Here is a 21,196-nt window from a genome sequence, read left to right on the forward strand (position 1 = left end):
CGACGCGCGCGTGCTACCGTCGCCTGATGACCGACCAACCCACCCCCGCGCACCTGGCCGCCACCCCCGCGATCGACCGCCAGCACCCGGCCGTGCAAGCCTTCGTGCGCGCGCACGACCGCGGTGCGAACGAACGCGAGCGCGCCGTCGCGCTCGTGCATGCGGTGCGCGACGCCTTCCGCTACGACCCCTACCGCATCGACCTGTCACCGGCCGGCATGCGTGCCAGCACCGTGATCGCGACCGGCCACGGCTGGTGCGTGCCCAAGGCCACGCTGCTGGCGGCAGTGGCGCGCGCCGCCGGCATCCCGGCGCGGCTCGGCTTCGCCGACGTGCGCAACCACCTGTCCACGCAGCGCCTGCGCGAAACCATGAAGACCGACCTGTTCATCTGGCACGGCTACACCGAGCTGTGGCTGGATGGCGCCTGGCGCAAGGCGACACCGGCCTTCAACCTGAGCCTGTGCCAGAAGTTCGGCCTGCTGCCGCTCGACTTCGACGGCGTGCACGACTCGATCTACCACCCGTTCGATGCCGCCGGCCAGCGCCACATGGAATACGTCAACGACCGCGGCACCTTCGACGACCTGCCGCTGGCGCGCATCGTGGCCGACTTCCAGCGCGTCTATGGCGACTGGCTGCCGGCGGACGCCCGGCACAGCGAGCTGGGTCCTGACGACTTCCTGGCCGACGTCGCGCGCGAGGCGCCAGCGCAGCGACCCGGCAAGTCCTGACCTCCGCATGAGCCAGGAAGCCCCCGCCGCCCCGCGCGGCCGATCGTCCGCCGCCGCCACGCTGACGCTGTCGATCCCCGTTGCCATGGGCTACGTGCCGCTGGGCGCGGTGTTCGGCTTCCTGCTGGTGCAGGCGGGCGGCGCCTGGTGGCTGGCGCCGCTGATGAGCCTGCTGGTGTATGCCGGTGCCGCCCAGTTCGCCGCCGTGCCGCTGCTGGCAGCAGGCGCATCACTCGGGACGCTCGTGCTGACCACGGCCATCATCAACCTGCGCCACGTGTTCTACGGCCTGTCGCTGCTGCACGCTCTGCCGGCCAACCGCTGGGCGCGCGCGGCGCTGATCTGGCTGCTGACCGACGAGACCTACGCCCTCGTCTCGACGCTGCCGGCCGGCACGCCGCCGCGCCGCATGGTGCAGATCGCCCTGCTGAACCATGGCTGGTGGCTGCTCGGCACGCTGCTGGGGGCGCTGCTCGGAACCCGGTTCACGCGCGCCGTCACGGGCATCGATTTCGCGCTGGCGGCGCTGTTTGCCGTGCTGGTGGTGGAGCAGTGGCGCGCCACCCGCCGGTGGCTGCCGTTCGGCGTCGCCGCGCTCGCCTATGCGCTGGCGAGCTGGCTGGTGCCGGCGCAGGCCCTGGCGGCGGCCATCGGCGCCAGCCTGGTCGCCGCCGTGCTGCTGCCGCAGCGCGACCGGAGCGAACCAGCATGATCGACGCAAGCTACGCGATCTGGGCCATCGTCGGCATGGGGGCTGTCACCCTGGCGCTGCGCGCCCTGCCCTTCCTGGCGGCGCCCTGGCTGCGGCGCTACCCGGTGATCGCGCGCCTCGGGCACTTCCTGCCGCCTGCCATCATGACCCTGCTGCTGCTCGACACGCTGCGTGGCGCCAGCACCGCCAATCCGGCCAGCGCCTGGCAGGAACTGCTGGCCGTGGCCGTCGCACTCGGGCTGCAGTGGCGCTGGCGGCGCCCGCTGCTGAGCATCGCCGCGGCGACCCTGCTGTACGTGGTGCTGCGCGGCAGCGGTTAATGCCAAGGCGCATTCAAGAACAGCACCAGCAGCGACCGCCGGCGCCGGATCAAGACCAGCCAAACGCGACGCCGCCATCGCGGGGTCGCAGGCCGTGGCGATCCGGCAGCAGCGCCCGGACTCACGACGCCGCCGCCGTGCCGACCGCACCGACGAATGACCGCGATCCCCCATGCGCCACAGGCGCATCATCGACGCGCACCGAGGTCATGTCGCCATTTCGCCATTTGCCGCCAGCGCCGTCTCCACGCCCTGGCCCAGCGCCAGCAGCACGGCATCGTGCCCGCCCGGCGCGGCCAGCATCAGGCCCACCGGCGCCGCGCCCGGTTCGTGGCAGGGCAGCGACAGCGCACAACCGTCCACGAAGTTGATCAGTGACGGGTTGCGCAGGATCCGGCCGTTGGCGGCGAAGAAGGCCTCGTCGCTGGCCTCCAGCTCGGCGATCGGCGGCGCCACCATCGGCACCGTCGGCAGCGCCAGCGCGTCGAAACCGGCGATGCGCGCCTCAACCTGTGCGATCCACTGGCGACGCGCCGCCAGCAGGTCGATGTAGTCGGCGGCATTCATGCGCTCGCCGCCGCGGATGCGACTGACCACGCGCGGGTCGTACTCGGCCGCGCGCGCCGCCAGGAGGCCGCGGTGCCAGGCCCAGGACTCGGCTGCCGCCAGCGTGCCGCGCCCGTGCAACGCCGCGAATTCGGCGAACTCGGGCACGACGATGCGTGTGATGCGCGCCCCGGCGGCCGACAGCCGCCCCAGCGCCGCCTCGAACGCCGCGGCGACGGTCGCGTCCAGGCCGTCCAGCACCACGGTTTCGGGCACGGCGAGCCGCGCGCCCGCCACTGTCAGGGCCGGCGGCGCGACGGCCGGCTCGCCGGCCAGGATCGCATCCGCGATGGCGCAACAGCGCACGCTGGCCGCCAGCGGCCCGATCGAATCGAGCGAGGTCGACAGCGGCAGCGCGCCCTCGGTCGGCACGCGCCGCTGCGTCGGCTTGAAGCCGGTGATGCCGCACAGTGCCGCCGGGATGCGCACCGAGCCACCGGTGTCGGAGCCGATCGCCAGCGCCGCCATGCCGTCCGTCACCGACACCGCCGCGCCGCTGCTGGAGCCGCCTGGAATGCGCCGCGCCGCGCGCTCCCACGGGTTGGCTGGCGTGCCGTAGTGCGGGTTGAGGCCGACGCCGGAAAACGCGAACTCGCTCATGTTGGTGCGCCCGACGATGACCGCGCCGGCAGCGACCAGGCGATCGATCACCGGCGCGTTGCGCGTCGCCGCCGCGGCGCCGCGCAACACCGCCGAGCCGGCGGTCGTCACCTCGCCGGCGACGTCGAAGAGGTCCTTGACCGAGACCGGAATGCCTTCCAGGGGCGAGCGCACCACGCCCGCCGAACGCAGCAGGTCGGAGGCACGCGCCGCGGCCAGCGCGCGCTCGGCACCGAGCGTGGTGAACACGCGCGCGCCCTCCCCGGCCGGGTCGCGCGCGCGGGCCAGCGCCGCTTCGGCCAGGGCGACGGCCGTGGTGCGGCCCGCCGCCAGTTCGGCGGCAAGAGCGTCGAGGGTGGGCGGGACTGGCAGGCGCGATCCATTCATGCGGACAGGCTCCGGAAGCGAGGGCACCCCGATTCTGCCGCGCAGGCGCAACCGGCGCGCCGATCGAGGTCATGCGCGGCGCCGCGACACGCCGCCAGCGCCCGCCAGCGCCTGCGCTACATGCGCGCCGGCAGCGCCGTCGCGAGCCCTGGGAAATACCAGAGGATGACGAGCATCACGATCATGATCAGGAAATAGGGCATGCAGGCGCGCGCGATCCAGGTGACCTGCTTGCCCGTCATGCCCTGCAGCACGAACAGGTTGAAGCCCACGGGGGGCGTGATCTGCGCCGACTCCACGGTGATCACCAGGAAGATGCCGAACCACATCGGGTCGATCCCGGCGGCCTGGATGATGGGCAGCACCACGCCCATGGTCAGCACGATGGTCGAGATGCCGTCGAGAAAGCAGCCGAGTACGATGTAGAAGATGCCGAGCGCCACGATCAGCATCGCCGGCGAGAGCTGCAGGCTGCCCACGTACGCAGCGAGCTGGCGCGGCAGGCCCATGTAGCCCATCGCCAGCGTCAGGAAGGCCGCGCCCGCCAGGATCAGCGCGATCATGCAGTACAGCCGCGTCGCGCCCATCAGCGCGTCGCGGAAGTTCTGCCAGGTCAGGGAGCGCTGCCAGGCCGAGAGCACGAGCGCCCCGAGCACGCCGATGGCCGCCGCCTCGGTCGCGGTCGCGATGCCGGTGTACATCGAGGCGATCACCGCGACGATCAGCAGCACCACCGGAATCAGGTGGCGCGCTTCGGCGAGCTTCTGCAGCAAAGTCAGCTCGGCATCCGCCCTGGGCACCTGGTCCGGGTGCAGCAACGCCCAGACCACGATCCAGCCGCTGAACAGCGCCGCCAGCAGCAGGCCCGGCAGCACGCCGGCCATGAACAGCTTGGCGATCGAGAGTTCGGCCGAGACGCCATAGATGATGAGGATGATGGATGGCGGGATCAGCAAGCCGAGCGTGGCCGGGCCGCCCAGCGTGCCGATGACCTGGCGCTCCGGATAGCCGCGGCGCGTCAGTTCGGGCAGGTTCATCTTGCCCACCGTGACGCAGGTGGCGGCCGACGAGCCCGATACCGCGGCAAAGATGGTGCAGCCGGCCACGTTGGCGTGCAGCAGGCGCCCCGGCAGCTTGTTGACCCACGGCGCCAAGCCGCGGAACATGTTGGCCGAGAGGTTGGTGCGGTACAGGATCTCGCCCATCCAGACGAACAGGGGCAGCGCCGTGAGCGTCCAGCTGCTGGTCGAGCCCCAGATGGTCAGCGCCATCGCATCGCCCGCAGGGCGCGCCGTGAAGACGGCCATGCCGAACCAGGCCACGCCCGCGAGCGTGAGCCCGACCCAGATGCCTCCGGCGAGCATCGCGAACAGCACCGCGAGCAGCGTCGCGCTGGCGGCGATCTCACTCATGGTGTGCGTCCTCCTGGCTCGGCGCCACGCGCTTGCCCTGCAGCTCGAGGATCAGCTCGTCGGCGAACGCGATGAAGAACACCAGCGTGCCCAGCGCCATCGGGATCTGGGGGATCCACATCGGCGTGGCGTCGATGCCGACGGAGATGTCGTTGATCTCCCAGGACTGCCACAACAGGTGCGCCGAATAGAAGGCCAGGAAGCCCGAGAGCAGGGTGGCGATGGCCAGTGCCAGCAGTTCCAAGGCCTTGTGCGCACCGCCCTTGAGCGACCCGAGCAACAGCGTCACGCGAATGTGCTCGCCCTTCTTGAGGGTGGCGGCGAGCGCCAGGAATCCTGCGCCGGCCGTTGCGTAGCCCGCGTAGGCATCGCTGCCGGCGGCCGAGAAGCCGAAGAAGCGACTGGCGATGGTCAGGCTCACCATCGCCAGCACGCCGATCATCGACAGGCCGGCCAGCACGGCACTGGCCTGGTACAGCCGGTCGAGCCATTTGCGCATGCGACCTTCCTTCTCGATCCCGACGGGTGACGGGCAGCGCGGGCGGCCCGTGCGCCGCCCCGGCTGCCGACCGGCCTGGCTTCAGACGCCTACTTCTTGGATGCCTCGAACGCGTCCAACACCGCCTTGCCGTCGGCGCCGGCCTTCTCGATCCACTCCTTGACGACCACGTCGCCCACCTTGGCCAGCCCTGCCATCAGGTCGGCCGAGGGCTGCTCGATCTTCATGCCGCCCTGCCGAAGCGTTTCGATCGCGCGCGTGTTGACCTCTTCCGAGGACTTCCAGCCGCGCTGCTCGGCCTCCCCTGCCGCCTTCAGCACGGCGTCCTGTTCGGCCTTGCCCAGCGCGCTGAACGCCTTGGCGTTGACGGTGACGGCGTTCTTCGGGATCCAGGCCTGCACCTGGTAGAAGTACTTCAGGTTCTCGTAGAGCTTGTTGTCGGCGCCGGTGGCACTCGAGGTGATGAGTCCCTCGATGACGCCGGTGGCCAGGGCCTGCGACAGCTCGGCTTCCTGGATCGTGACCGGCTGCGCGCCCACCAGCTCGCCGATGCGCGCCGTGGTCGGCGAGTAGACGCGCCACTTCAGGCCCTTCAGATCGGCCACCGAATTAATCGGTTTGTTCGAGTAGATGTTCTGCGGCGGCCAGGCGACGGCGTAGAGCAGCTTCTGGCCCTGTTTTTCCAGGATCTGCTCGAGGTAGGACCTTTGCGCCTGGTACAGCTTGAACGCCTCGGCGTAATCCTTGACCAGGAACGGCAGGCCGTCGAGGCCGAACATCTGCGCCTCGTTCTGGAAGCTCACCAGGAAGAACTCCCCCATCTGCGCGTTGCCGGTCTGCACGGCACGCTTGATTTCGGGCATCTTGAACAGCGAGGCGCCGAAGTGCGGCGTGATCTGCAGGCTGCCGCCCGTGGCCGCCGCCACATCCTTGACGAACTGCTCGTTGTTCTTCGAGTGAAAGTTGATGGCCGGGTAGGCCGTCGCAAAATCCCACTTGGTTTGCGCCCCGGCCTGGGGCACGAAGCCCAGGCCCGTGGCCAGGGCTGCCGTTGCACAAAAGTCTCGACGTTTCATGGGGGTCTCCGGAATCAGTCCATGAACCGGCGCGCGTGCAAAGCCCACGTCGCCCGCACCGATTCGCCACACGTGCCGCGGCACGCTTGCGAGAACATGAAGATAGCCCTGCGTTGAACGCGCCACCATAGGGGTTTTCGACAATATCCCAGTAATTGTTGATCACATAATGTTTGATCGTTCAACATATTACGAGACCACCGTGCCTGCGATTCGCTGCAGTTCAGGCCGCCTCGTGTGCGTACACCGCCAGCACCATGCGCTCCGATTGCACCAGATAGGCTTCCAGCTCGCGCGCCGCGAGGCTGGCCTGACCCTCGACGAAGAGCTGCACCAGCCGGGCGTTGTATTCGACGAACGGCGCGTGCAGATACTCGGGGTCGTCGAGCAGGCCGAACGCCAGCCGCAGCACGGCGGCCATGTCCTCGAACAGGGCCGACAGGCGCTGACTGTCGCTGAGCGCGACGATGGCGGCATGAAAGCGCATGTTGGCCGAGCCGACATGACGCCAATCCCCGGCATCGCGCGCCGCGACGGCACTCTCCACCGCCTCGCGCATGCGCTTGTGCGCGGGATGCATCGGCCACGACTTCTCCAGCGCCTGGCACTCGATGATGCGGCGCACGCGGTAGATGTCGATGATGTCGGCAATCGTGGGCACCACCACCGAAACGCCCCGGTTCGGCTCGTGCCGCAGCAGGCCCTTGGTGATGAGGATGCGGAACACCTCGCGCAGCGTGTTGCGCGAAATGTCGAGCTGCTCGGTCAGGGCCGACTCGGACAGGCGCTGGCCGGCCCGCCACTCGGCGTCGATCAGCTTCTGGCGCATGGTCGCCGCCACGCTGTCGGCCAGGCCGACCGGCTGGACGCGACCGGATGCAGCACGGGAAGAGACGGCAGGACCGGTCGAGCTTGGCATGGCAGGGTGGATCGTTGAACAATCAACCTGAATCATCAACCGGAATCAGGATACATCATGGACATCAACAGCGACCTTGGCGAGAGCTACGGTGCCTGGCGCATGGGCGATGACGCCGCGATGCTGGGCATCGTCACCAGCGCCAACGTGGCCTGCGGCTTTCACGCCGGCGATTCGGCCGGCATCCTGGAAACCCTGAAGGCGGCCGCCGGGCGTGGCGTGGCAGTGGGCGCGCACGTGGCCTACCCCGACCTGGTCGGCTTTGGCCGGCGCAACATGGACCCGAGCAGCCGCGAGCTGGTGGCCGACGTGATCTACCAGATCGGCGCGCTGCAGGGGCTGGCGCGCGCCGCCGGCACGCAAGTGCGCTACGTCAAGCCGCACGGCGCGCTCTACAACACCATCGCGCACGACGAGCGCCAGGGTGGCGACGTGATCACGGCGCTGCTGGAAGTCGACCCTGGCCTCACGCTGCTGGCGCTGGCCGGCTCGGCGCTGATCGAGCGCGCCCGCGCACGCGGCCTCGCCGTGGTGGCCGAGGCCTTTGCCGACCGCGCCTACAACGACGACGGCACCCTGGTATCGCGCCGCCTGCCGGGCGCGGTGCTGCACGATGCCGACGAGGTCGCCGAGCGCATGCTGCGCTGGGTCGAGAGCGACACGCTGACGTCGATCAATGGCAAGCCGGTGCGCGTGCAGGCCGACTCGATCTGCGTGCATGGCGACAGCCCCGGCGCGGTGGAGATGGCGCGGCGCATCCGGGCACGCCTGCAGGCGGCCGGCGTGCCGCTGGCGCCCTTCGTCCCGGCCGCCTGAGCCATGCGCTTCCTGCCCGCGAGCGACTGCGCGCTGCTGGTCGAGCTGGCCGACCTCGATCATGCGCTGGCGCTGTATCGCGCCGTGCAGGAGAGGCCGATCCCAGGCGTGCACGAGCTGGTGCCAGCGGCGCGCACCCTGCTGGTGCACTACCGGCCCGAGGCCGTGGCGCCCGCCGCCCTCATCGCGGCGCTGCGCGAACGATCCGCGGTCGCGGATCGCGGACCGTCCGACCGAGCGGCCACGCGCCAGGTCGAGATCCCGGTGCACTACCGCGGCGAGGACCTGGCCGAGGTGGCCGAGCTGCTGGGCATCCCGGTGGCAGAACTGATCGCGCGCCACACCGGCCAGCCCTGGCAGGCCGCGTTCGCGGGCTTCGCGCCCGGCTTCGTCTACCTGGCCGGTGGCCACCCCTGCTTTCGCGGCATCCCGCGCCGGCCGACCCCGCGCACGCGCCTGCCCGCGGGTTCGGTGGCGCTGGCGGGCGACTTCAGCGCCGTCTATCCCGCCGCCTCGCCCGGCGGCTGGCAGCTGATCGGCGTCACCGACGTGCCGATGTGGGACCTGCGGCGCACCGAGCCCGCCTACGTGCAGCCGGGCTTCCAGGTGCAGTTCGTCGACGCCGACGCCGGCGGCCGCCACGTCAGCCTGCCGCCGACAGTGGCATCCGAACCGGATCCTGCGCCCGAACCCACCGCGACGACAGCGATCGAGTTCGAGCGCGTCGGCCTGCAGACCCTGGTGCAGGACGCCGGCCGCCACGGCATGGCGGGGCTGGGCATTTCCCCCTCGGGCGCCCTGGACCAGCCCGCGATGCGCCAGGCCAACCGCCTCGTGGGCAACCCGGTCCACACGCCGGTGCTGGAGAACCTGCTCGGCGGCCTGCGCCTGCGCTGCCATGGCCGCGCCACGCTGGCGGTCACCGGCGCTGCAGTGCCGCTCACCCTGCACGGCGCCGACGGCCGCCAGTGGGCGCTCGCCAGCCATGCTGCCGTGGCGCTGGACGATGGCGACGTGCTCGTCGTGGGCACGCCGACCGCCGGCGTGCGCTGCTACGTGGCCGTACGCGGCGGCTGGCAGGTGGCGCCGGTGCTGGGCAGCTGCGCCACCGACACGCTGGCCCACGTCGGCCCGCCCGCGCTGCAGGCGGGCCAGCGCATCGCCATCGGCTCCGTGCCGCCGCACGCTTTGCGCGCCACCCAGCCCGCCGAGGCCGCACCGGCCGACCTGCCGCGCCCCGGCGATGAAGTCACGCTGGACGTGGTGGCGGGCCCGCGCACCGACTGGTTCACGCCCGACGCGCTGGCCCGGCTCGAACGACAGACGTGGCAGGTCACGCCGCAATCCAACCGCATCGGCCTGCGCCTGCACGGCGCGCAGCCGCTCACGCGCGCGCGCCACGACGAACTGCCCAGCGAGGGCACGGTCACCGGCGCCATCCAGGTGCCGGCCGGCGGCCAGCCGGTGCTGTTCCTGGCCGACCACCCGCTCACCGGCGGCTACCCGGTGATCGCCGCCGTGGCCAGCCACCACCTGCCACTGGCGGCGCAACTGCCGGTGGGCTGCCGGCTGCGCTTTCGCGTCATCGCGCCGTTTGCCGACCTGGGCGCGCCCGCCAAGGAGACCCCCGCATGATCACCAAGGTCCTGATTGCCAATCGCGGCGAGATCGCCGTGCGCATCGCGCGCGCCTGCCGTGACTACGGCGTGCACTCGGCGGCGGTCTACGCCGACCCGGACGCCGATGCCCTGCACGTGCGCGCCGCCGACGAGGCCTGGGCGCTGCCGGGCACGCGCCCGGCCGATACCTACCTCGCCATCGACAAGCTGCTGGCGGTAGCGCGCAAGGCCGGTGCCGACGCCGTGCACCCGGGCTACGGCTTCCTGTCCGAGCGCGCCGAGTTCGCGCGGGCCGTGCTGGACGCGGGTCTCATCTGGATCGGCCCACGCCCGGAGACGATCGAGATGCTGGGCGACAAGGTGGCGGCGCGCAAGATCGCATTGAAGGTCGGTGCACCCCTGGTGGCCGGCACCGCCGAGCCGGTGGCGAGCGCCGCCGAGGTGCTGGCCTTTGCCGAGCAGCACGGCCTGCCGCTGGCGATCAAGGCCGCCTACGGCGGCGGCGGGCGCGGGCTGAAGGTGGCCTGGCAGATGGACGAGGTGGCCGAGCTGTATGAGTCGGCGGTGCGCGAGGCCACGGCCGCATTCGGGCGCGGCGAATGCTTCCTGGAGCAGTTCCTCGACCGCCCGCGCCACATCGAGGCCCAGGTCATCGCGGATCGCCACGGCCAGGTGGTGGTGGTCGGCACGCGCGACTGCTCGCTGCAGCGGCGCAACCAGAAGCTGGTGGAGGAAGCCCCAGCGCCCTTCCTCACCGACGCCCAGCGCGCGCAGGTGCATGACGCAGCGCGCGCCATCTGCGCCGCCGCCGGCTATGAAAGCGCCGGCACGGTGGAATTCCTGCTGGGCCAGGGCGGCCAGATCTCCTTCCTCGAGGTCAACACGCGCCTGCAGGTGGAACACCCGGTGACCGAGGAGACCAGCGGCGTCGACCTGGTGATCGAACAGCTGAGGGTGGCCGACGGCCTGCCGCTGTCCTTCACCGAGACACCGCCGGTGCGCGGCCACAGCCTGGAGTTCCGCATCAACGCCGAGGACCCGGGGCGCGGCTACCTGCCCACGCCCGGCCGCATCACGCGCTTCGACGTGCCGGGCGGCCCGGGGGTGCGCGTCGACACCGGCTTTGGCCCCGGCAGCACGGTACCCGGCAGCTACGACTCGCTGCTGGCCAAGCTCATCGTCACCGGCGCCACGCGCGACCAGGCACTGGCGCGTGCACGGCGGGCGCTGACCGAATTCGAGATCGAGGGCGTGGCCTCGGTGCTGCCGTTCCACCGCGCGGTGGTGGATGACCCCGCCTTCACCGGCGATGATGGCTTTCGCGTGCACACGCGCTGGATCGAGACCGAGTTGCAGGCGCGCTTCGAGCCCGCGCCGCGGCCCGATACGGAGGATGGCCCCGCGATGGTGCGCAGCTTCATCGAGGTCGACGGCCGGCGCCTGCGCCTGGGCCTGCCTGCCGGACTGGCGCTGGGCGTCAGCTCCGGCGGCGCGCCCGCCGCCACGCCACCGGCGGCCCCGGCAACCGACCCGGGCGACGTGCTGACCCCGCTGGCCGGCACCCTGGTGCGCTGGCATTGCGAGTCCGGCGCGCTGGTGGAAGCCGGCGAGGTGATCGCCACGCTGGAAGCGATGAAGATGGAAACCGCCGTCAGCGCCCCCTGCGCCGGCACGCTGGAATGCCTGGCGACGCCCGGCGAGCTGCTGCAGGCCGACACGCTGCTCGCGCGGATCCGAACCTCAAGCCATGTCGGATGAGACTTCGCGGCTCCAACGAACGCGGGGCAGGTCATGCGCGGACACCCGTGACCAGGGCCCCCCGAGCTTGGCCCGGCAAAGCGAGGCAACCGGCTGCGCGAGAGCGTCTGGCCGGATCGCCCTCGTCGTTGCCATGCTCACCAGGCGTCCAACCCGGCTGCGCCCGCCGCTTTCGGTGGGCGCCCGAAGGCCGCGGAGCAGGCCATAAGGGGCACCTGTGACCAGAGTCCCCCTGGGCTTGGCCCAGCAAAGCGAGGCAACGGGCTGCGCGAGAGCGTCTGGCCGGATCGCCCTCGTCGTTGCCACGCTCACCAGGCGTCCAACCCGGCTGCGCCCGCCGCTTTCGGTGGGCGCCCGAAGGCCGCGGAGCAGGCCATGCGGGGCACCCGTGACCAGGGTCCCCCTGGGCACAGGGTGCGTCCCCCTTGCAGGGGGAAGGAGCGCAGCGACATAGGGGGTGGCGTCATTTACCGCTGCAGCTTGAACACCGCCGTCCCCGCCAGCAGGTTCGGCAGCGTGCGCACCTCGCGCCCGTCCTCCAGGCCGAAGGCATCGAGCACCTTGAGGCCATTCTTGCCCGCCAGCACCTCGAAGTCCTTGTAGGTGCCGACGCGGATGTTGGGCGTGTCGTACCACTGGTAGGGCAGATGGCGCGTGACCGGCATGCGGCCACGCAGCACGCTGATGCGGTTCGGCCAGTGGGCGAAGTTGGGAAAGGCGATGATGCCGATGCGCCCGACGCGCGCGGTCTCGCGCAACATGACTTCCGCGTTGCGCAGGTGCTGCAGGGTGTTGATCTGCAGCACGACGTCGAAGCTCTGGTCGCCGAAGGCCCTGAGGCCCTCGCGCAGGTTGACCTGCAGCACGTTGACGCCGCGGCGCACGCAGGCCAGCACGTTGGCGTCGTCGATCTCGATGCCGTAGCCGGTGCAGCGCCTGGACCGCTGCAGTTGCTCCAGCAGCGCGCCGTCGCCGCAGCCCAGGTCGAGCACGTGCGCGCCGTCCGGCACCATGCGCGCGATGCAGTCGAGCACGGCCTGGTCGCTCATGACGCGCTTCCGGCGATGCGCTCGAAGTAGGAGCGCACCACGTTCAGGTAGCGCGCGTCGTCGAGCAGGAAGGCGTCGTGCCCGTGCGGTGCGTCGATTTCGGCGTAGCTGACGTCGCGCCGGTTCTCCAGCAGCGCCTTGACCATCTCGCGCGAACGCGCGGGCGGAAAGCGCCAGTCGGTGGAAAAGCTGACCAGCAGGAACTTCGCCCGCGTGGCCTCGAACGCCCGCGTCAGGTTGTCGCCATGCGCGCGCGCCGGGTCGAAGTAGTCGAGCGCGCGCGTGATCAGCAGGTAGGTGTTGGCGTCGAAGTAGTCGCTGAACTTGTCGCCCTGGTAGCGCAGGTAGCTTTCGATCTGGAACTCGACGTCCTGCGTGCTGAACTTGTAGCCGCCCGCGTTCTGCGCCACCGCCTCGCGCAGCTCGCGGCCGAACTTGGCGTTCATCACGTCGTCGGACAGGTAGGTGATGTGGCCGATCATGCGCGCGATGCGCAGGCCGCGCTTGGGCACTACCCCATGGCGGTAGAAGTGCCCGCCATGGAAGTCCGGGTCGGTCACGATGGCGCGGCGTGCGACCTCGTTGAAGGCGATGTTCTCGGCCGACAGGTTGGGCGCGCTGGCCACCACCACGGCGTGGCGCACGCGCTCTGGATATTGCAGCGTCCAGGACAGCGCCTGCATGCCGCCCAGGCTGCCGCCCATGACGGCGGCAAGCTGCTCGATGCCGAGTGCATGGAGCAGCCGCGCCTGCGCGTCGACCCAGTCCTCCACCGTGACCACCGGAAAGTCGGCGCCGTAGATCTCGCCCGTGTCGGGGTTGCGGTGCATCGGGCCGGTGGAGCCGAAGCAGGAGCCGGGGTTGTTGATGCCGATGACGAAGAAGCGCTCGGTGTCGACCGGCTTGCCCGGCCCGATCATGTTGTCCCACCAGCCCTCGCTGCGCTCCTGGCCTTCGTACACCCCGGCCACGTGGTGCGATGCGTTGAGCGCATGGCAGATCAGCACCGCGTTGTCGCGGGCGGCGTTGAGCTGGCCGTAGGTTTCGTAGCTCAGGTCGTAGTCGCGCAGCGAGGCGCCGCTCTGCAGGGGCAGCGGGGCATCGAAGTGCAGGGTCTGTGGATGGGCAACGAACGACATGGGCAGACAGACGATCCAGCTCGCCAAATTCGGGGCCGGATGTCGTGCGGGCTCGGATTTAGCGGAATTTGTTGAGCGCCCGCAAGCTGAGGCAAATCGGCGCTAAAAATCCAGTATAGCGCGGCTCGGCGCGACCGCGGGGTGCGGAGTCACCCGCGGCGCCGCCCCTACCCTTTCATCTGCCCCACCCCGCCAGCACGGCCGCCCCCATGATGGCAAAGATCGCGGCGGACACGCCATGCACCAGCCGGATCGGCACCCGCTGCACCAGCCGGTCGCCCAGCCACACCACCGGAACGTTGGCGAGCAGCATGCCGAGCGTGGTGCCGGCCACCACCAGGGCCCAGGCGTCGAAGCGGGCCGCCAGCGCCACCGTCGCGACCTGGGTCTTGTCGCCCATTTCGGCCAGGAAGAACGCCAGCAACGTGGCGCCGAACACGCCCAGGCGCGAGGCGCCGACCGGTGCCGCGCCATCCAGCCGATCGGGCACCAGCACCCAGCCGGCCATGGCAAGAAACGACAATCCCAGGCTCCAGCGCAGCACCTGCTCGCCCAGCAGCGTCGTCGCCCAGGCGCCGAGCGCGCCGGCCAGCGCGTGGTTGGCCAGTGTTGCAACCAGGATACCCAGGGCGATCGGCCAGGGCCGGCAAAAGCGTGCGGCGAGCAACAGCGAGAGCAGCTGGGTTTTGTCGCCCATTTCTGCCAGCGCGACAATTCCAGCGGACAGAAAGAAGGCTTCCATGCGGTCTCGAAAGATCCGGAAACAAGCCGGACCGATGAACAGGACTGCCTGACAGGCCACGCCCCAGATTGAAATACCGCTCCCATTACAAGAGCAACCTGGCGGTTCCTGGAGATCCCGGGATGCTTTCCGATTGTACGGACGTGGCGCGCCTGCGGCACCGCCGCCGACACCGACCCCGGTATTGTTGAGCGCGACGAATGGTTATTTTCCCTATGCTTGACGTCGCTGTTTTTGCCGCATAATCGCGCCCGTGCGCATCCGTGCACGATTTGATCCTGCGGTGACAGCAGTCAGTTTCCCTTCGGGCGCAGCCCCACGAAGCTTTGTCGAAGGCGTTTTCCGGACTCCATCGCTTTTTCTTTGTCAATGAGGAGTCCCGGTTCGATGGGCAACAAACTTTACGTGGGCAACCTGCCGTATTCCGTGCGCGATGAAGATCTCGCGCAGGCATTCGGCGAATACGGCGCGGTCACCAGCGCCAAGGTCATGATGGAGCGCGACACCGGCCGCTCCAAGGGCTTCGGCTTCGTCGAGATGGGCAGCGACGCCGAGGCGCAGGCTGCCATCTCCGGCATGAACGGTCACGCCATGGGCGGCCGCAACCTGGTCGTGAACGAGGCGCGTCCGATGGAGCCGCGTCCCCCGCGCGGCGGCGGCTATGGCGGTGGCGGTGGTGGTGGCTACGGCGGTGAAGGCGGTGGCTTCGGCGGCGGCCGGCGCGAAGGCGGCTATGGCGGCGGTGGTCGCCGTGAAGGCGGCTACGGCGGCGGTGGCGGTGGCCGCAGCGAAGGCGGCTTCAGCGGCGGCCGGCGCGAAGGTGGCTACGGCGGCAGCGGTGGCGGTCGGCGCGAAGGTGGCTACGGCCGCAGCGACGGCCAGGACGGCCACTTCCGCAGCCCCTACGGCACCGGCCCGCGCGGCGGCGGTCGCCGCGGCGGTGGTGAAGGCCACGGCGGCGGTCACGACGAGTATTGAAGCCACTCGGCCCGGCAACCGCGACGCGGCTGTCGGGTGCGGCCTCGAGAGCCCCCGCTTGGGAGCTCTTTTTTTCGCGCGCGCGCACCGCGCTGGCCAGACCCTCAATGGCCGCTGGCGCGCGCCTTGCGCGGTCGCCCGGCCAGCAGACGATCGAACAGGCGGTTGGGCAGCAGCCGCAGCACGCGCGCCACCAGCGCCATCGGCCAGGGGATGACGCGCCAGCTTGCACCAGACTCGATGGCGCGCTGCGCGCGTTCGGCAAAGGCCTCGGGCGTGAGGATGAAGGGCATGGGGTAGCGGTTGCCGCGCGTGAGCGGCGTGTCGACCCAGCCGGGCAGCAGGGTCACCACGCGCACGCCGCTGCCACGCAGCTCGCCGCGCAGGCTTTCGCAGTACGCCACCACGGCCGCCTTGCTGGCGCAGTAAGCGCCATGCCCAGGCAGGCCGCGCATCGCGGCCACGCTGGCGATGCCGACCAGGCGCCCGCTGCCACGCCGGCGCATGGGCTCGATGAAGGGATGGAAGGTGGCGGCCAGGCCGAGGTTGTTGGTGGCGAAGGTGCGCGCCATGATGTCCAGGTCGGCACGCTCGGCGCTGTCCATGCCGATGCTGATGCCGGCGTTGGCGATCACCACGTCGGGCACGCCCAGGCGCTCGACGCAGGCGCGCGCCACCGCGACCATGGCATCGACGTCGGCCACGTCGGCCGCCTGCACCAGGCAGCGCTCGGGCGGCAGGCCCTGCGCCTCGATCCAGGCCTGCAGCAACGGGCCGCGCCGCGCCACCAGCGCCAGGCGCCAGCCGGCGGCCGCATAGCGCGCCGCCAGCGCCTGGCCGATGCCACTGGAGGCACCGGTGATGAAGACCAGGGGCGCGGCGTCGCCTGGCGCAAGGTTCGGAGGCGGGCTCACGGACGCGCGGGCGCGGGCCGGATCAGCCCGCGCACGTTGCCGCGCAGCTCGGCGACACCGCTCTGGGCATCGTAGTCGAGCGCGTCGCCAGTGAAGCGGTCGACGCCGCGCAACAGCTCCACCGGCTGGTCCGAATGCACGCGCCGGGCCTCGGGCCAGGCCTGCAGGTACGGGCCGCGAAACTCCAGCCGCGGCGTGGCACGCCCGTCAGCCGCAACGCCTGCGCCGCGCAACACGTGGGCGTCGCCGTACAGCTGGATTTCGCTGCCGTCGCCGTTGGAGACACCGCGCTCGGCACGGCCGATCGTCAGCTGACCCTGCGCGTCGTAGGCACGCACGCGCGGCTGGCTCATCTCGTAGGTGTCGGTGTCCGGGTAATGGTGTCCCTGGGTGCCGGTCAGCTCGGACTTCAGGCGCCCGTCGCCATCGAAGTTGCGCACCGTGAAATCCCGCATGTCGTAATCGGGTTCGTGCAGCACCGGCCGCTCGATGCCCGGCACGCGTAAGGCCTCGGTACTGCGCACCAGCCACCAGGTGCCGAGGGCGAACAACATCATCAGCGCCGCCGGCAGCCAGGCGGCCAGCTGATCCATGCCGCGGCGCCACAGGCGACGTGCATTCACGCCGGCGCCCCGCAGGCGTGATCGAGCAGGCGCCGGTAGTGGCCGCCGGCGGCCAGCAGCAGGTCGCACAACTCGCGCACCGCGCCCTGCCCACCCGGCGCGCGCGTCACGTGGCTGGCCACGGCAAGCACCTCCGGGTGCGCGCCGGGCGGCGCACAGGCGAAGTGCGCGCGCCGCAGGACCGGCAGGTCGGGCCAGTCATCGCCGATCGCCGCGACCTGCGACCAGTCGGCCGCCAGCTCCTGCAGCAGCGCCTCGGCGGCCGGCAGCTTGTCCTCGGTGCCGAGGCGCAGCCGGTCGATGCCGAGCGCCGCCAGGCGGGCCCGCAGCGCGGGCGAGTCGCGCCCCGAGATCACGGCGGGCGCGATGCCGACCGCGCGCAGCAGCTTCAGGCCGTGGCCATCCAGCGTGTGGAAGCGCTTGAGCGCCTCGCCCTCGGCGCCGAAGTACAGGCCACCGTCGGTGAGCACGCCGTCGACGTCGAGCAGCAGCACGCGCACGCCCTGCGCGCGCAGCAGCAGTTCGGGAGGCCAGGCCTGCGCTGGAGCGATCACGTCAGTTGCCCGGGGTGTGGCGCACCACCTGCGGCGCACGAATCGGCTGCGCTCCAATGACCGCGGAGCAGGCCGCGCCAGCAGCCGCCGTGGTCGAGGTCCCCCTGGCCACAGGCTGCGCCCCCAGGACGACGCCCCCAGGGGGAGCCCTCGCGCCCTCGGGCGGCCGAGCGGCGCTCACGCGCAGGCGCAACATCGCGCAGCGAGTGGAGACACGGCGGTGTTTCACATCAAATCACCTTGGCCTGCATCAGGTCGTGCGTGTTGAGCGCGCCCACCAGGCAGCCAGCGGCGTCGACCACCAGCAGCACCGAAATGCGGTGGCGCTCCATCAGTTCGGCGGCGCTGGCGGCCAGCACGTCGTCGCGGATGGTACGCGGCTCGGCGTGCATGACCTCGCGCGCGGTGAGCGCGCGCAGGTCGCGCCCGGTTTCCACCAGGCGGCGCAGGTCGCCGTCGGTGAAGATGCCGAGCGGATGACCGGCGACGTCGGTGATGGCCGAGGCGCCCAGGCCCTTGCGCGTGATCTCGCGCATGAGTTCGCTGAAGGAGGCTTCCGGCGCGACGCGCGGCACCTCACTGCCGGTGCGCATGATGTCGGACACGCGCGTGAGCAGGCGCCGTCCGAGCGCGCCGCCCGGGTGCGAGCGCGCGAAGTCCTCGGCCTTGAAGCCGCGCGCGTCCAGCAGCGCCACGGCCAGCGCGTCGCCCAGGGCGAGCTGGGCGGTGGTGCTGGCGGTGGGCGCGAGGTTGAGCGGGCAGGCCTCCTTCGCGACGCCGCTGTCGAGCACCACGTCGGCGTGGCGCGCCAGCGTGGAGTCGAGGTGGCCGGTCATCGCCACCAGCGGCGCGCCCAGGCGCCGCAGCAGCGGCACGATGGCGTTGAGCTCCTCGCTTTCGCCGCTGTTGGAGATCGCCAGCACCACATCGACCGGCTTGATCATGCCGAGGTCGCCGTGGCTGGCCTCGGCCGGGTGCACGAACATGGCGGGCGTGCCGGTGGAGGCCAGGGTGGCGACGATCTTGCGCCCGACGTGGCCGCTCTTGCCGATGCCCATCACCACCACGCGCCCGCGCACCGCCAGCATCAGCGAGACGGCGCGCGTGAAACCATCGCCCAGCCGGCTCTTGAGCCCCAGCAGGGCCTCGGCCTCGATGTCGAGCGTCTGGCGCGCCAGTCGCAGTACCTGTTGCGGATCCAGGGTCATGCCGTGGATTTTATCGGTCCACCCCGCGGGGGCCGGCCTGCTCTACCATGGCGCATGAGCTCGCTCGAGCTGACCCTGCTCTACCTGCTGGCCGCGGTGCTGGGCGTGACCCTGTGCCGCGGTTTTCGCCTGCCGCCGATCCTCGGCTACCTGATCGCCGGCGTGCTGATGGAGCCGCACACGCTGGGACTGGCGTTCGGCCAGGACGCCGAGAGCATCCGCCAGCTCGGCGAATACGGCGTGGTGTTCCTGATGTTCGTGATCGGGCTCGAGTTCAACCTGCACAAGCTGCGCGCCATGCGCGCCTACGTGTTCGGGCTCGGCCTGTCGCAGGTGCTACTGACGATGCTGCTGGCGACGCTGGGCACGCTGTTTCTCTCCTGGCTGCTGCCTGCGCTGTGGCGCGTCGGCTGGCAGACCGCGCTGGCGCTGTCGGGCGCGCTGGTGATGAGCAGCACCGCCATCGTCGTCAAGATGATGGCCGACCGGCTGGAACTGGAGACCGCACACGGCCAGCGCGTGATGGGCGTGCTGCTGCTGCAGGACCTGGCGGTGGTGCCGCTGCTGGTGCTGATCCCGGCGCTCGGCTCGCCGCCCGAGCAGTTGCTGGCCGAACTCAGTCTGGCCGGCCTGAAGGCTGCCCTGGTGATCGTGCTGCTGCTGTGGGGCGGACAGCGCGTGATGCGCTGGTGGCTCACGCTGGTGGCGCGCCGGCGCAGCCAGGAGCTGTTCATGCTCAACCTGCTGCTGCTCACGCTGGGCCTGGCCTGGCTCACCGAGCAGGCCGGGCTGTCGATGGCGCTCGGGGCCTTCATCTGCGGCGTGCTGATCTCCGAGACCCAGTACAAGCTGCAGGTGGAGTCCGAGATCCGGCCGTTCCACGACGTGCTGCTGGGCCTCTTCTTCATCACCATCGGCATGCTGCTGGACCTGCGCCAGGTGGCGCTGCAGTGGCCGCTGGTGCTGCTCCTGCTGGTCGTGCCAGTGCTGCTCAAGCTGGCGCTGGTGACCCTGCTGGCGCGCGGCCTGGGCGCCAGCGCCGGAGTCGCGCTGCGCACCGGCCTGTACCTGGCGCAGGCCGGCGAGTTCGGCTTCGTGCTGCTGACGCTGGCGCGGCGCGAAGGCCTGCTGGCGCCCGAGCTGTTCCACCCGATCCTGGCGGCCATGGTGCTGTCGATGCTGGCCACGCCCTTCATCATCATGGCCAGCAACCGCATCGTGCTGCGCCTGGTGGCCAGCGAATGGCTGCAGCAGTCGCTGCAGATGACGGCGATCGCGGCCGAGTCGATCGACGCCAGCGGCCACGTGCTGATCTGCGGCTTCGGGCGCAGTGGCCAGGCGATCGACCGCCTGCTGGAGCGCGAAGGCATCGTCACCATGGCGCTCGACCTCGACCCCGACCGCGTGCGCCAGGCGCGCACCGCCGGCCACGCCGTGGTGTTCGGCGACGCCACCAAGCCGCAGACCCTGGTGGCGGCCGGACTGACGCGCGCCAGCGCGGTGGTGCTGACCTACCTCGACGTCGCGGCCGCGCTCAAGACCCTGGCCACAATCCGCGGCCTGGCGCCGCACACGCCGGTGATCGTGCGCACCCAGACCGATCACGACCTGGATCGCCTGCGCGCCGCGGGTGCCACCGAGGTCGTGCCCGAATCGCAGGAGGGCTCGCTGATGCTGGCCGGCCACGCGCTGGCCCTGGTGGGCGTGCCGACGCGGCGCGTAATCCGCATCGTGCAGCAGCACCGCGACGAGCGCTACGGCCTGCTGCGCGGCTTCTTCCACGGCGCCGGCGACAGCCACGAGGACGAGCTGCAGGCCGACCGCCTGCTGACGCTCACGGTACCCGCCGTGCTGGCCGGGCGCCGGCTCGGCGAAGCGCTGCTGGACGCCACGTCGGCGCGCGTGGTGCGGCTGCGCAGCCGTGAGGGCCAGCCCGTCGCGCCGGAGGACGACCTGGTGCTGGAAGGCGGCGAAACCCTGGTGCTGGCCGGCCAGGCGGAGGCACTGGAGCGCGCCGAGCGCGCGCTCGCGGGCTAGTGCAGTGTTTCACGCTATCAGGCACTTATAAAAGCCAGAAAAAGGTTTGCGGCAAGGCGCGGTTCGCAGCCAATGCTGGCGGCCTTGGCAAGAACTGCAACGCCGCCGCGAGCCTTTTTCTGGCTTCCCGCAGGGCGAGCCGCCAAGGGGCCATCTGCTTTGTTGCGTGGCCTTGACATGGACCCACCATGCCTGCGGCCACGCGCCGCGCAGCTGGCCCCTTGGCGACTCGTTATAAGTACCTGATAGCGTGAAACACTGCACTAGAATGAAATACTGTCTATGTCGCTGCGCTCGATCCCCCTGCAAGGGGGACGCACCCAGTGTCCAGTAAGACCCCGGCCACGGGTGCCCCCGCCTGGCCTGCTCCGCGGCCTTTGGAGCCGTGGCGTTTCATGCGTCCTCGGTCGCGCCAGGCGCGATGTAACCAGTGATCCCAGAAACGGCAGTTGACCGCTTGCAACCTTCTCCAAACCCGCATGGCCATGGACGTT

The 21,196-nt window shown here is 70.7% G+C and carries 20 protein-coding genes; 8 read left to right on the forward strand and 12 right to left on the reverse strand.

Annotated elements, in window-relative coordinates; genetic code table 11:
- Positions 1-26 precede the first annotated feature (26 nt).
- From PKA16_RS10265 to PKA16_RS10275, 3 genes are read left to right on the forward strand one after another with little or no spacing between them, the layout of a single operon-like run.
- On the forward strand, positions 27-734 hold the full coding sequence (locus tag PKA16_RS10265; protein ID WP_324402943.1) for a transglutaminase family protein: 708 nt from the start codon (positions 27-29) through the stop codon (positions 732-734).
- 7 nt (positions 735-741) lie between these two features.
- Positions 742-1,446, forward strand: a complete 705-nt coding sequence (locus PKA16_RS10270; protein WP_324402945.1) for an AzlC family ABC transporter permease — start codon at positions 742-744, stop codon at positions 1,444-1,446.
- On the forward strand, positions 1,443-1,766 hold the full coding sequence (locus PKA16_RS10275; protein ID WP_324402947.1) for an AzlD domain-containing protein: 324 nt from the start codon (positions 1,443-1,445) through the stop codon (positions 1,764-1,766). Before PKA16_RS10270 ends, PKA16_RS10275 begins: the two co-directional genes overlap by 4 nt.
- 207 nt (positions 1,767-1,973) lie before the next feature.
- Here the strand turns inward: PKA16_RS10275 and PKA16_RS10280 are convergent, their stop codons facing one another.
- The 5 genes from PKA16_RS10280 to PKA16_RS10300 form a co-directional block, all read right to left on the reverse strand.
- Entirely contained in the window at positions 1,974-3,359 is a 1,386-nt protein-coding gene (locus tag PKA16_RS10280; RefSeq protein ID WP_324402948.1) for an amidase, read from the reverse strand.
- Positions 3,360-3,475: 116 nt separating this feature from the next.
- Entirely contained in the window at positions 3,476-4,771 is a 1,296-nt protein-coding gene (locus PKA16_RS10285; RefSeq protein ID WP_324402950.1) for a TRAP transporter large permease subunit, read from the reverse strand.
- Positions 4,764-5,270, reverse strand: a complete 507-nt coding sequence (locus PKA16_RS10290; RefSeq protein ID WP_324402952.1) for a TRAP transporter small permease subunit — start codon at positions 5,268-5,270, stop codon at positions 4,764-4,766. The genes PKA16_RS10285 and PKA16_RS10290 overlap by 8 nt, the downstream gene beginning before the upstream one ends.
- Before the next feature lie 89 nt (positions 5,271-5,359).
- A complete protein-coding gene (locus PKA16_RS10295; RefSeq protein WP_324402954.1) occupies positions 5,360-6,346 on the reverse strand; it encodes a TRAP transporter substrate-binding protein in 987 nt (328 codons plus the stop codon).
- Between the two features lie 223 nt (positions 6,347-6,569).
- Positions 6,570-7,265, reverse strand: a complete 696-nt coding sequence (locus tag PKA16_RS10300; RefSeq protein ID WP_324402956.1) for a GntR family transcriptional regulator — start codon at positions 7,263-7,265, stop codon at positions 6,570-6,572.
- 57 nt (positions 7,266-7,322) lie between these two features.
- Between PKA16_RS10300 and PKA16_RS10305 the strand changes: the two genes are divergently transcribed.
- Genes PKA16_RS10305 through PKA16_RS10315 form a run of 3 tightly spaced genes read left to right on the forward strand, consistent with a single transcriptional unit; the run spans position 7,323 to position 11,458 of the window.
- Positions 7,323-8,081: a 5-oxoprolinase subunit PxpA gene (locus PKA16_RS10305; protein WP_324402958.1), complete on the forward strand. Its 759-nt coding sequence runs from the start codon at positions 7,323-7,325 to the stop codon at positions 8,079-8,081.
- Positions 8,082-8,084: 3 nt separating this feature from the next.
- Positions 8,085-9,716 (forward strand): 5-oxoprolinase/urea amidolyase family protein, encoded by a 1,632-nt coding sequence (locus tag PKA16_RS10310; RefSeq protein ID WP_324402960.1) that lies wholly within the window; start codon positions 8,085-8,087, stop codon positions 9,714-9,716.
- Entirely contained in the window at positions 9,716-11,458 is a 1,743-nt protein-coding gene (locus PKA16_RS10315) for a biotin carboxylase N-terminal domain-containing protein (protein ID WP_324402982.1), read from the forward strand. Before PKA16_RS10310 ends, PKA16_RS10315 begins: the two co-directional genes overlap by 1 nt.
- A gap of 467 nt (positions 11,459-11,925) precedes the next feature.
- Here the strand turns inward: PKA16_RS10315 and metW are convergent, their stop codons facing one another.
- The 3 genes from metW to PKA16_RS10330 all read right to left on the reverse strand — a co-directional run bounded on the left by metW (position 11,926) and on the right by PKA16_RS10330 (position 14,388).
- Positions 11,926-12,507 (reverse strand): methionine biosynthesis protein MetW, encoded by a 582-nt coding sequence (gene metW / locus PKA16_RS10320; protein ID WP_324402962.1) that lies wholly within the window; start codon positions 12,505-12,507, stop codon positions 11,926-11,928.
- Positions 12,504-13,646, reverse strand: coding sequence for a homoserine O-acetyltransferase (locus PKA16_RS10325; RefSeq protein ID WP_324402964.1), 1,143 nt, complete (start codon positions 13,644-13,646; stop codon positions 12,504-12,506). The genes metW and PKA16_RS10325 overlap by 4 nt, the downstream gene beginning before the upstream one ends.
- A gap of 175 nt (positions 13,647-13,821) precedes the next feature.
- Entirely contained in the window at positions 13,822-14,388 is a 567-nt protein-coding gene (locus PKA16_RS10330; RefSeq protein ID WP_324402966.1) for a TMEM165/GDT1 family protein, read from the reverse strand.
- 387 nt (positions 14,389-14,775) lie between these two features.
- Here PKA16_RS10330 and PKA16_RS10335 point away from each other — a divergent pair, with 387 nt between their 5' ends.
- Complete coding sequence (locus PKA16_RS10335; RefSeq protein WP_324402968.1) at positions 14,776-15,366, forward strand: RNA-binding protein; 591 nt, start codon at positions 14,776-14,778, stop codon at positions 15,364-15,366.
- 104 nt (positions 15,367-15,470) lie between these two features.
- Here PKA16_RS10335 and PKA16_RS10340 read toward each other — a convergent pair whose 3' ends face one another.
- The 4 genes from PKA16_RS10340 to PKA16_RS10355 all read right to left on the reverse strand — a co-directional run bounded on the left by PKA16_RS10340 (position 15,471) and on the right by PKA16_RS10355 (position 18,665).
- The gene (locus PKA16_RS10340) at positions 15,471-16,280 is read right to left on the reverse strand and encodes an SDR family oxidoreductase (RefSeq protein WP_324402970.1); all 810 of its coding nucleotides are present in this window, start codon (positions 16,278-16,280) and stop codon (positions 15,471-15,473) included.
- A complete protein-coding gene (lptC, locus tag PKA16_RS10345; protein ID WP_324402972.1) occupies positions 16,277-16,873 on the reverse strand; it encodes an LPS export ABC transporter periplasmic protein LptC in 597 nt (198 codons plus the stop codon). Before lptC ends, PKA16_RS10340 begins: the two co-directional genes overlap by 4 nt.
- Positions 16,874-16,899: 26 nt before the next feature.
- Positions 16,900-17,457: an HAD hydrolase family protein gene (locus PKA16_RS10350; RefSeq protein WP_324402974.1), complete on the reverse strand. Its 558-nt coding sequence runs from the start codon at positions 17,455-17,457 to the stop codon at positions 16,900-16,902.
- 230 nt (positions 17,458-17,687) lie between these two features.
- On the reverse strand, positions 17,688-18,665 hold the full coding sequence (locus tag PKA16_RS10355; protein WP_324402976.1) for a KpsF/GutQ family sugar-phosphate isomerase: 978 nt from the start codon (positions 18,663-18,665) through the stop codon (positions 17,688-17,690).
- Positions 18,666-18,719: 54 nt separating this feature from the next.
- Here PKA16_RS10355 and PKA16_RS10360 point away from each other — a divergent pair, with 54 nt between their 5' ends.
- A complete protein-coding gene (locus PKA16_RS10360) occupies positions 18,720-20,702 on the forward strand; it encodes a cation:proton antiporter (RefSeq protein ID WP_324402978.1) in 1,983 nt (660 codons plus the stop codon).
- Positions 20,703-21,196: the final 494 nt, after the last annotated feature.

Source organism: Ottowia sp. (assembly GCF_035325765.1).
Classification (GTDB): domain Bacteria; phylum Pseudomonadota; class Gammaproteobacteria; order Burkholderiales; family Burkholderiaceae_C; genus Ottowia.

Coding starts and splice junctions, on each gene's coding strand:
- metW (WP_324402962.1), bottom strand. CDS start 12,507: ATGAGCGACCAGGCCGTGCTCGACTGCATCGCGCGCATGGTGCCGGAC.
- PKA16_RS10265 (WP_324402943.1), top strand. CDS start 27: ATGACCGACCAACCCACCCCCGCGCACCTGGCCGCCACCCCCGCGATC.
- PKA16_RS10270 (WP_324402945.1), top strand. CDS start 742: ATGAGCCAGGAAGCCCCCGCCGCCCCGCGCGGCCGATCGTCCGCCGCC.
- PKA16_RS10305 (WP_324402958.1), top strand. CDS start 7,323: ATGGACATCAACAGCGACCTTGGCGAGAGCTACGGTGCCTGGCGCATG.
- PKA16_RS10310 (WP_324402960.1), top strand. CDS start 8,085: ATGCGCTTCCTGCCCGCGAGCGACTGCGCGCTGCTGGTCGAGCTGGCC.
- PKA16_RS10335 (WP_324402968.1), top strand. CDS start 14,776: ATGGGCAACAAACTTTACGTGGGCAACCTGCCGTATTCCGTGCGCGAT.
- PKA16_RS10285 (WP_324402950.1), bottom strand. CDS start 4,771: ATGAGTGAGATCGCCGCCAGCGCGACGCTGCTCGCGGTGCTGTTCGCG.
- PKA16_RS10325 (WP_324402964.1), bottom strand. CDS start 13,646: ATGTCGTTCGTTGCCCATCCACAGACCCTGCACTTCGATGCCCCGCTG.
- PKA16_RS10290 (WP_324402952.1), bottom strand. CDS start 5,270: ATGCGCAAATGGCTCGACCGGCTGTACCAGGCCAGTGCCGTGCTGGCC.
- PKA16_RS10330 (WP_324402966.1), bottom strand. CDS start 14,388: ATGGAAGCCTTCTTTCTGTCCGCTGGAATTGTCGCGCTGGCAGAAATG.
- lptC (WP_324402972.1), bottom strand. CDS start 16,873: ATGGATCAGCTGGCCGCCTGGCTGCCGGCGGCGCTGATGATGTTGTTC.
- PKA16_RS10360 (WP_324402978.1), top strand. CDS start 18,720: ATGAGCTCGCTCGAGCTGACCCTGCTCTACCTGCTGGCCGCGGTGCTG.
- PKA16_RS10275 (WP_324402947.1), top strand. CDS start 1,443: ATGATCGACGCAAGCTACGCGATCTGGGCCATCGTCGGCATGGGGGCT.
- PKA16_RS10355 (WP_324402976.1), bottom strand. CDS start 18,665: ATGACCCTGGATCCGCAACAGGTACTGCGACTGGCGCGCCAGACGCTC.
- PKA16_RS10280 (WP_324402948.1), bottom strand. CDS start 3,359: ATGAATGGATCGCGCCTGCCAGTCCCGCCCACCCTCGACGCTCTTGCC.
- PKA16_RS10300 (WP_324402956.1), bottom strand. CDS start 7,265: ATGCCAAGCTCGACCGGTCCTGCCGTCTCTTCCCGTGCTGCATCCGGT.
- PKA16_RS10295 (WP_324402954.1), bottom strand. CDS start 6,346: ATGAAACGTCGAGACTTTTGTGCAACGGCAGCCCTGGCCACGGGCCTG.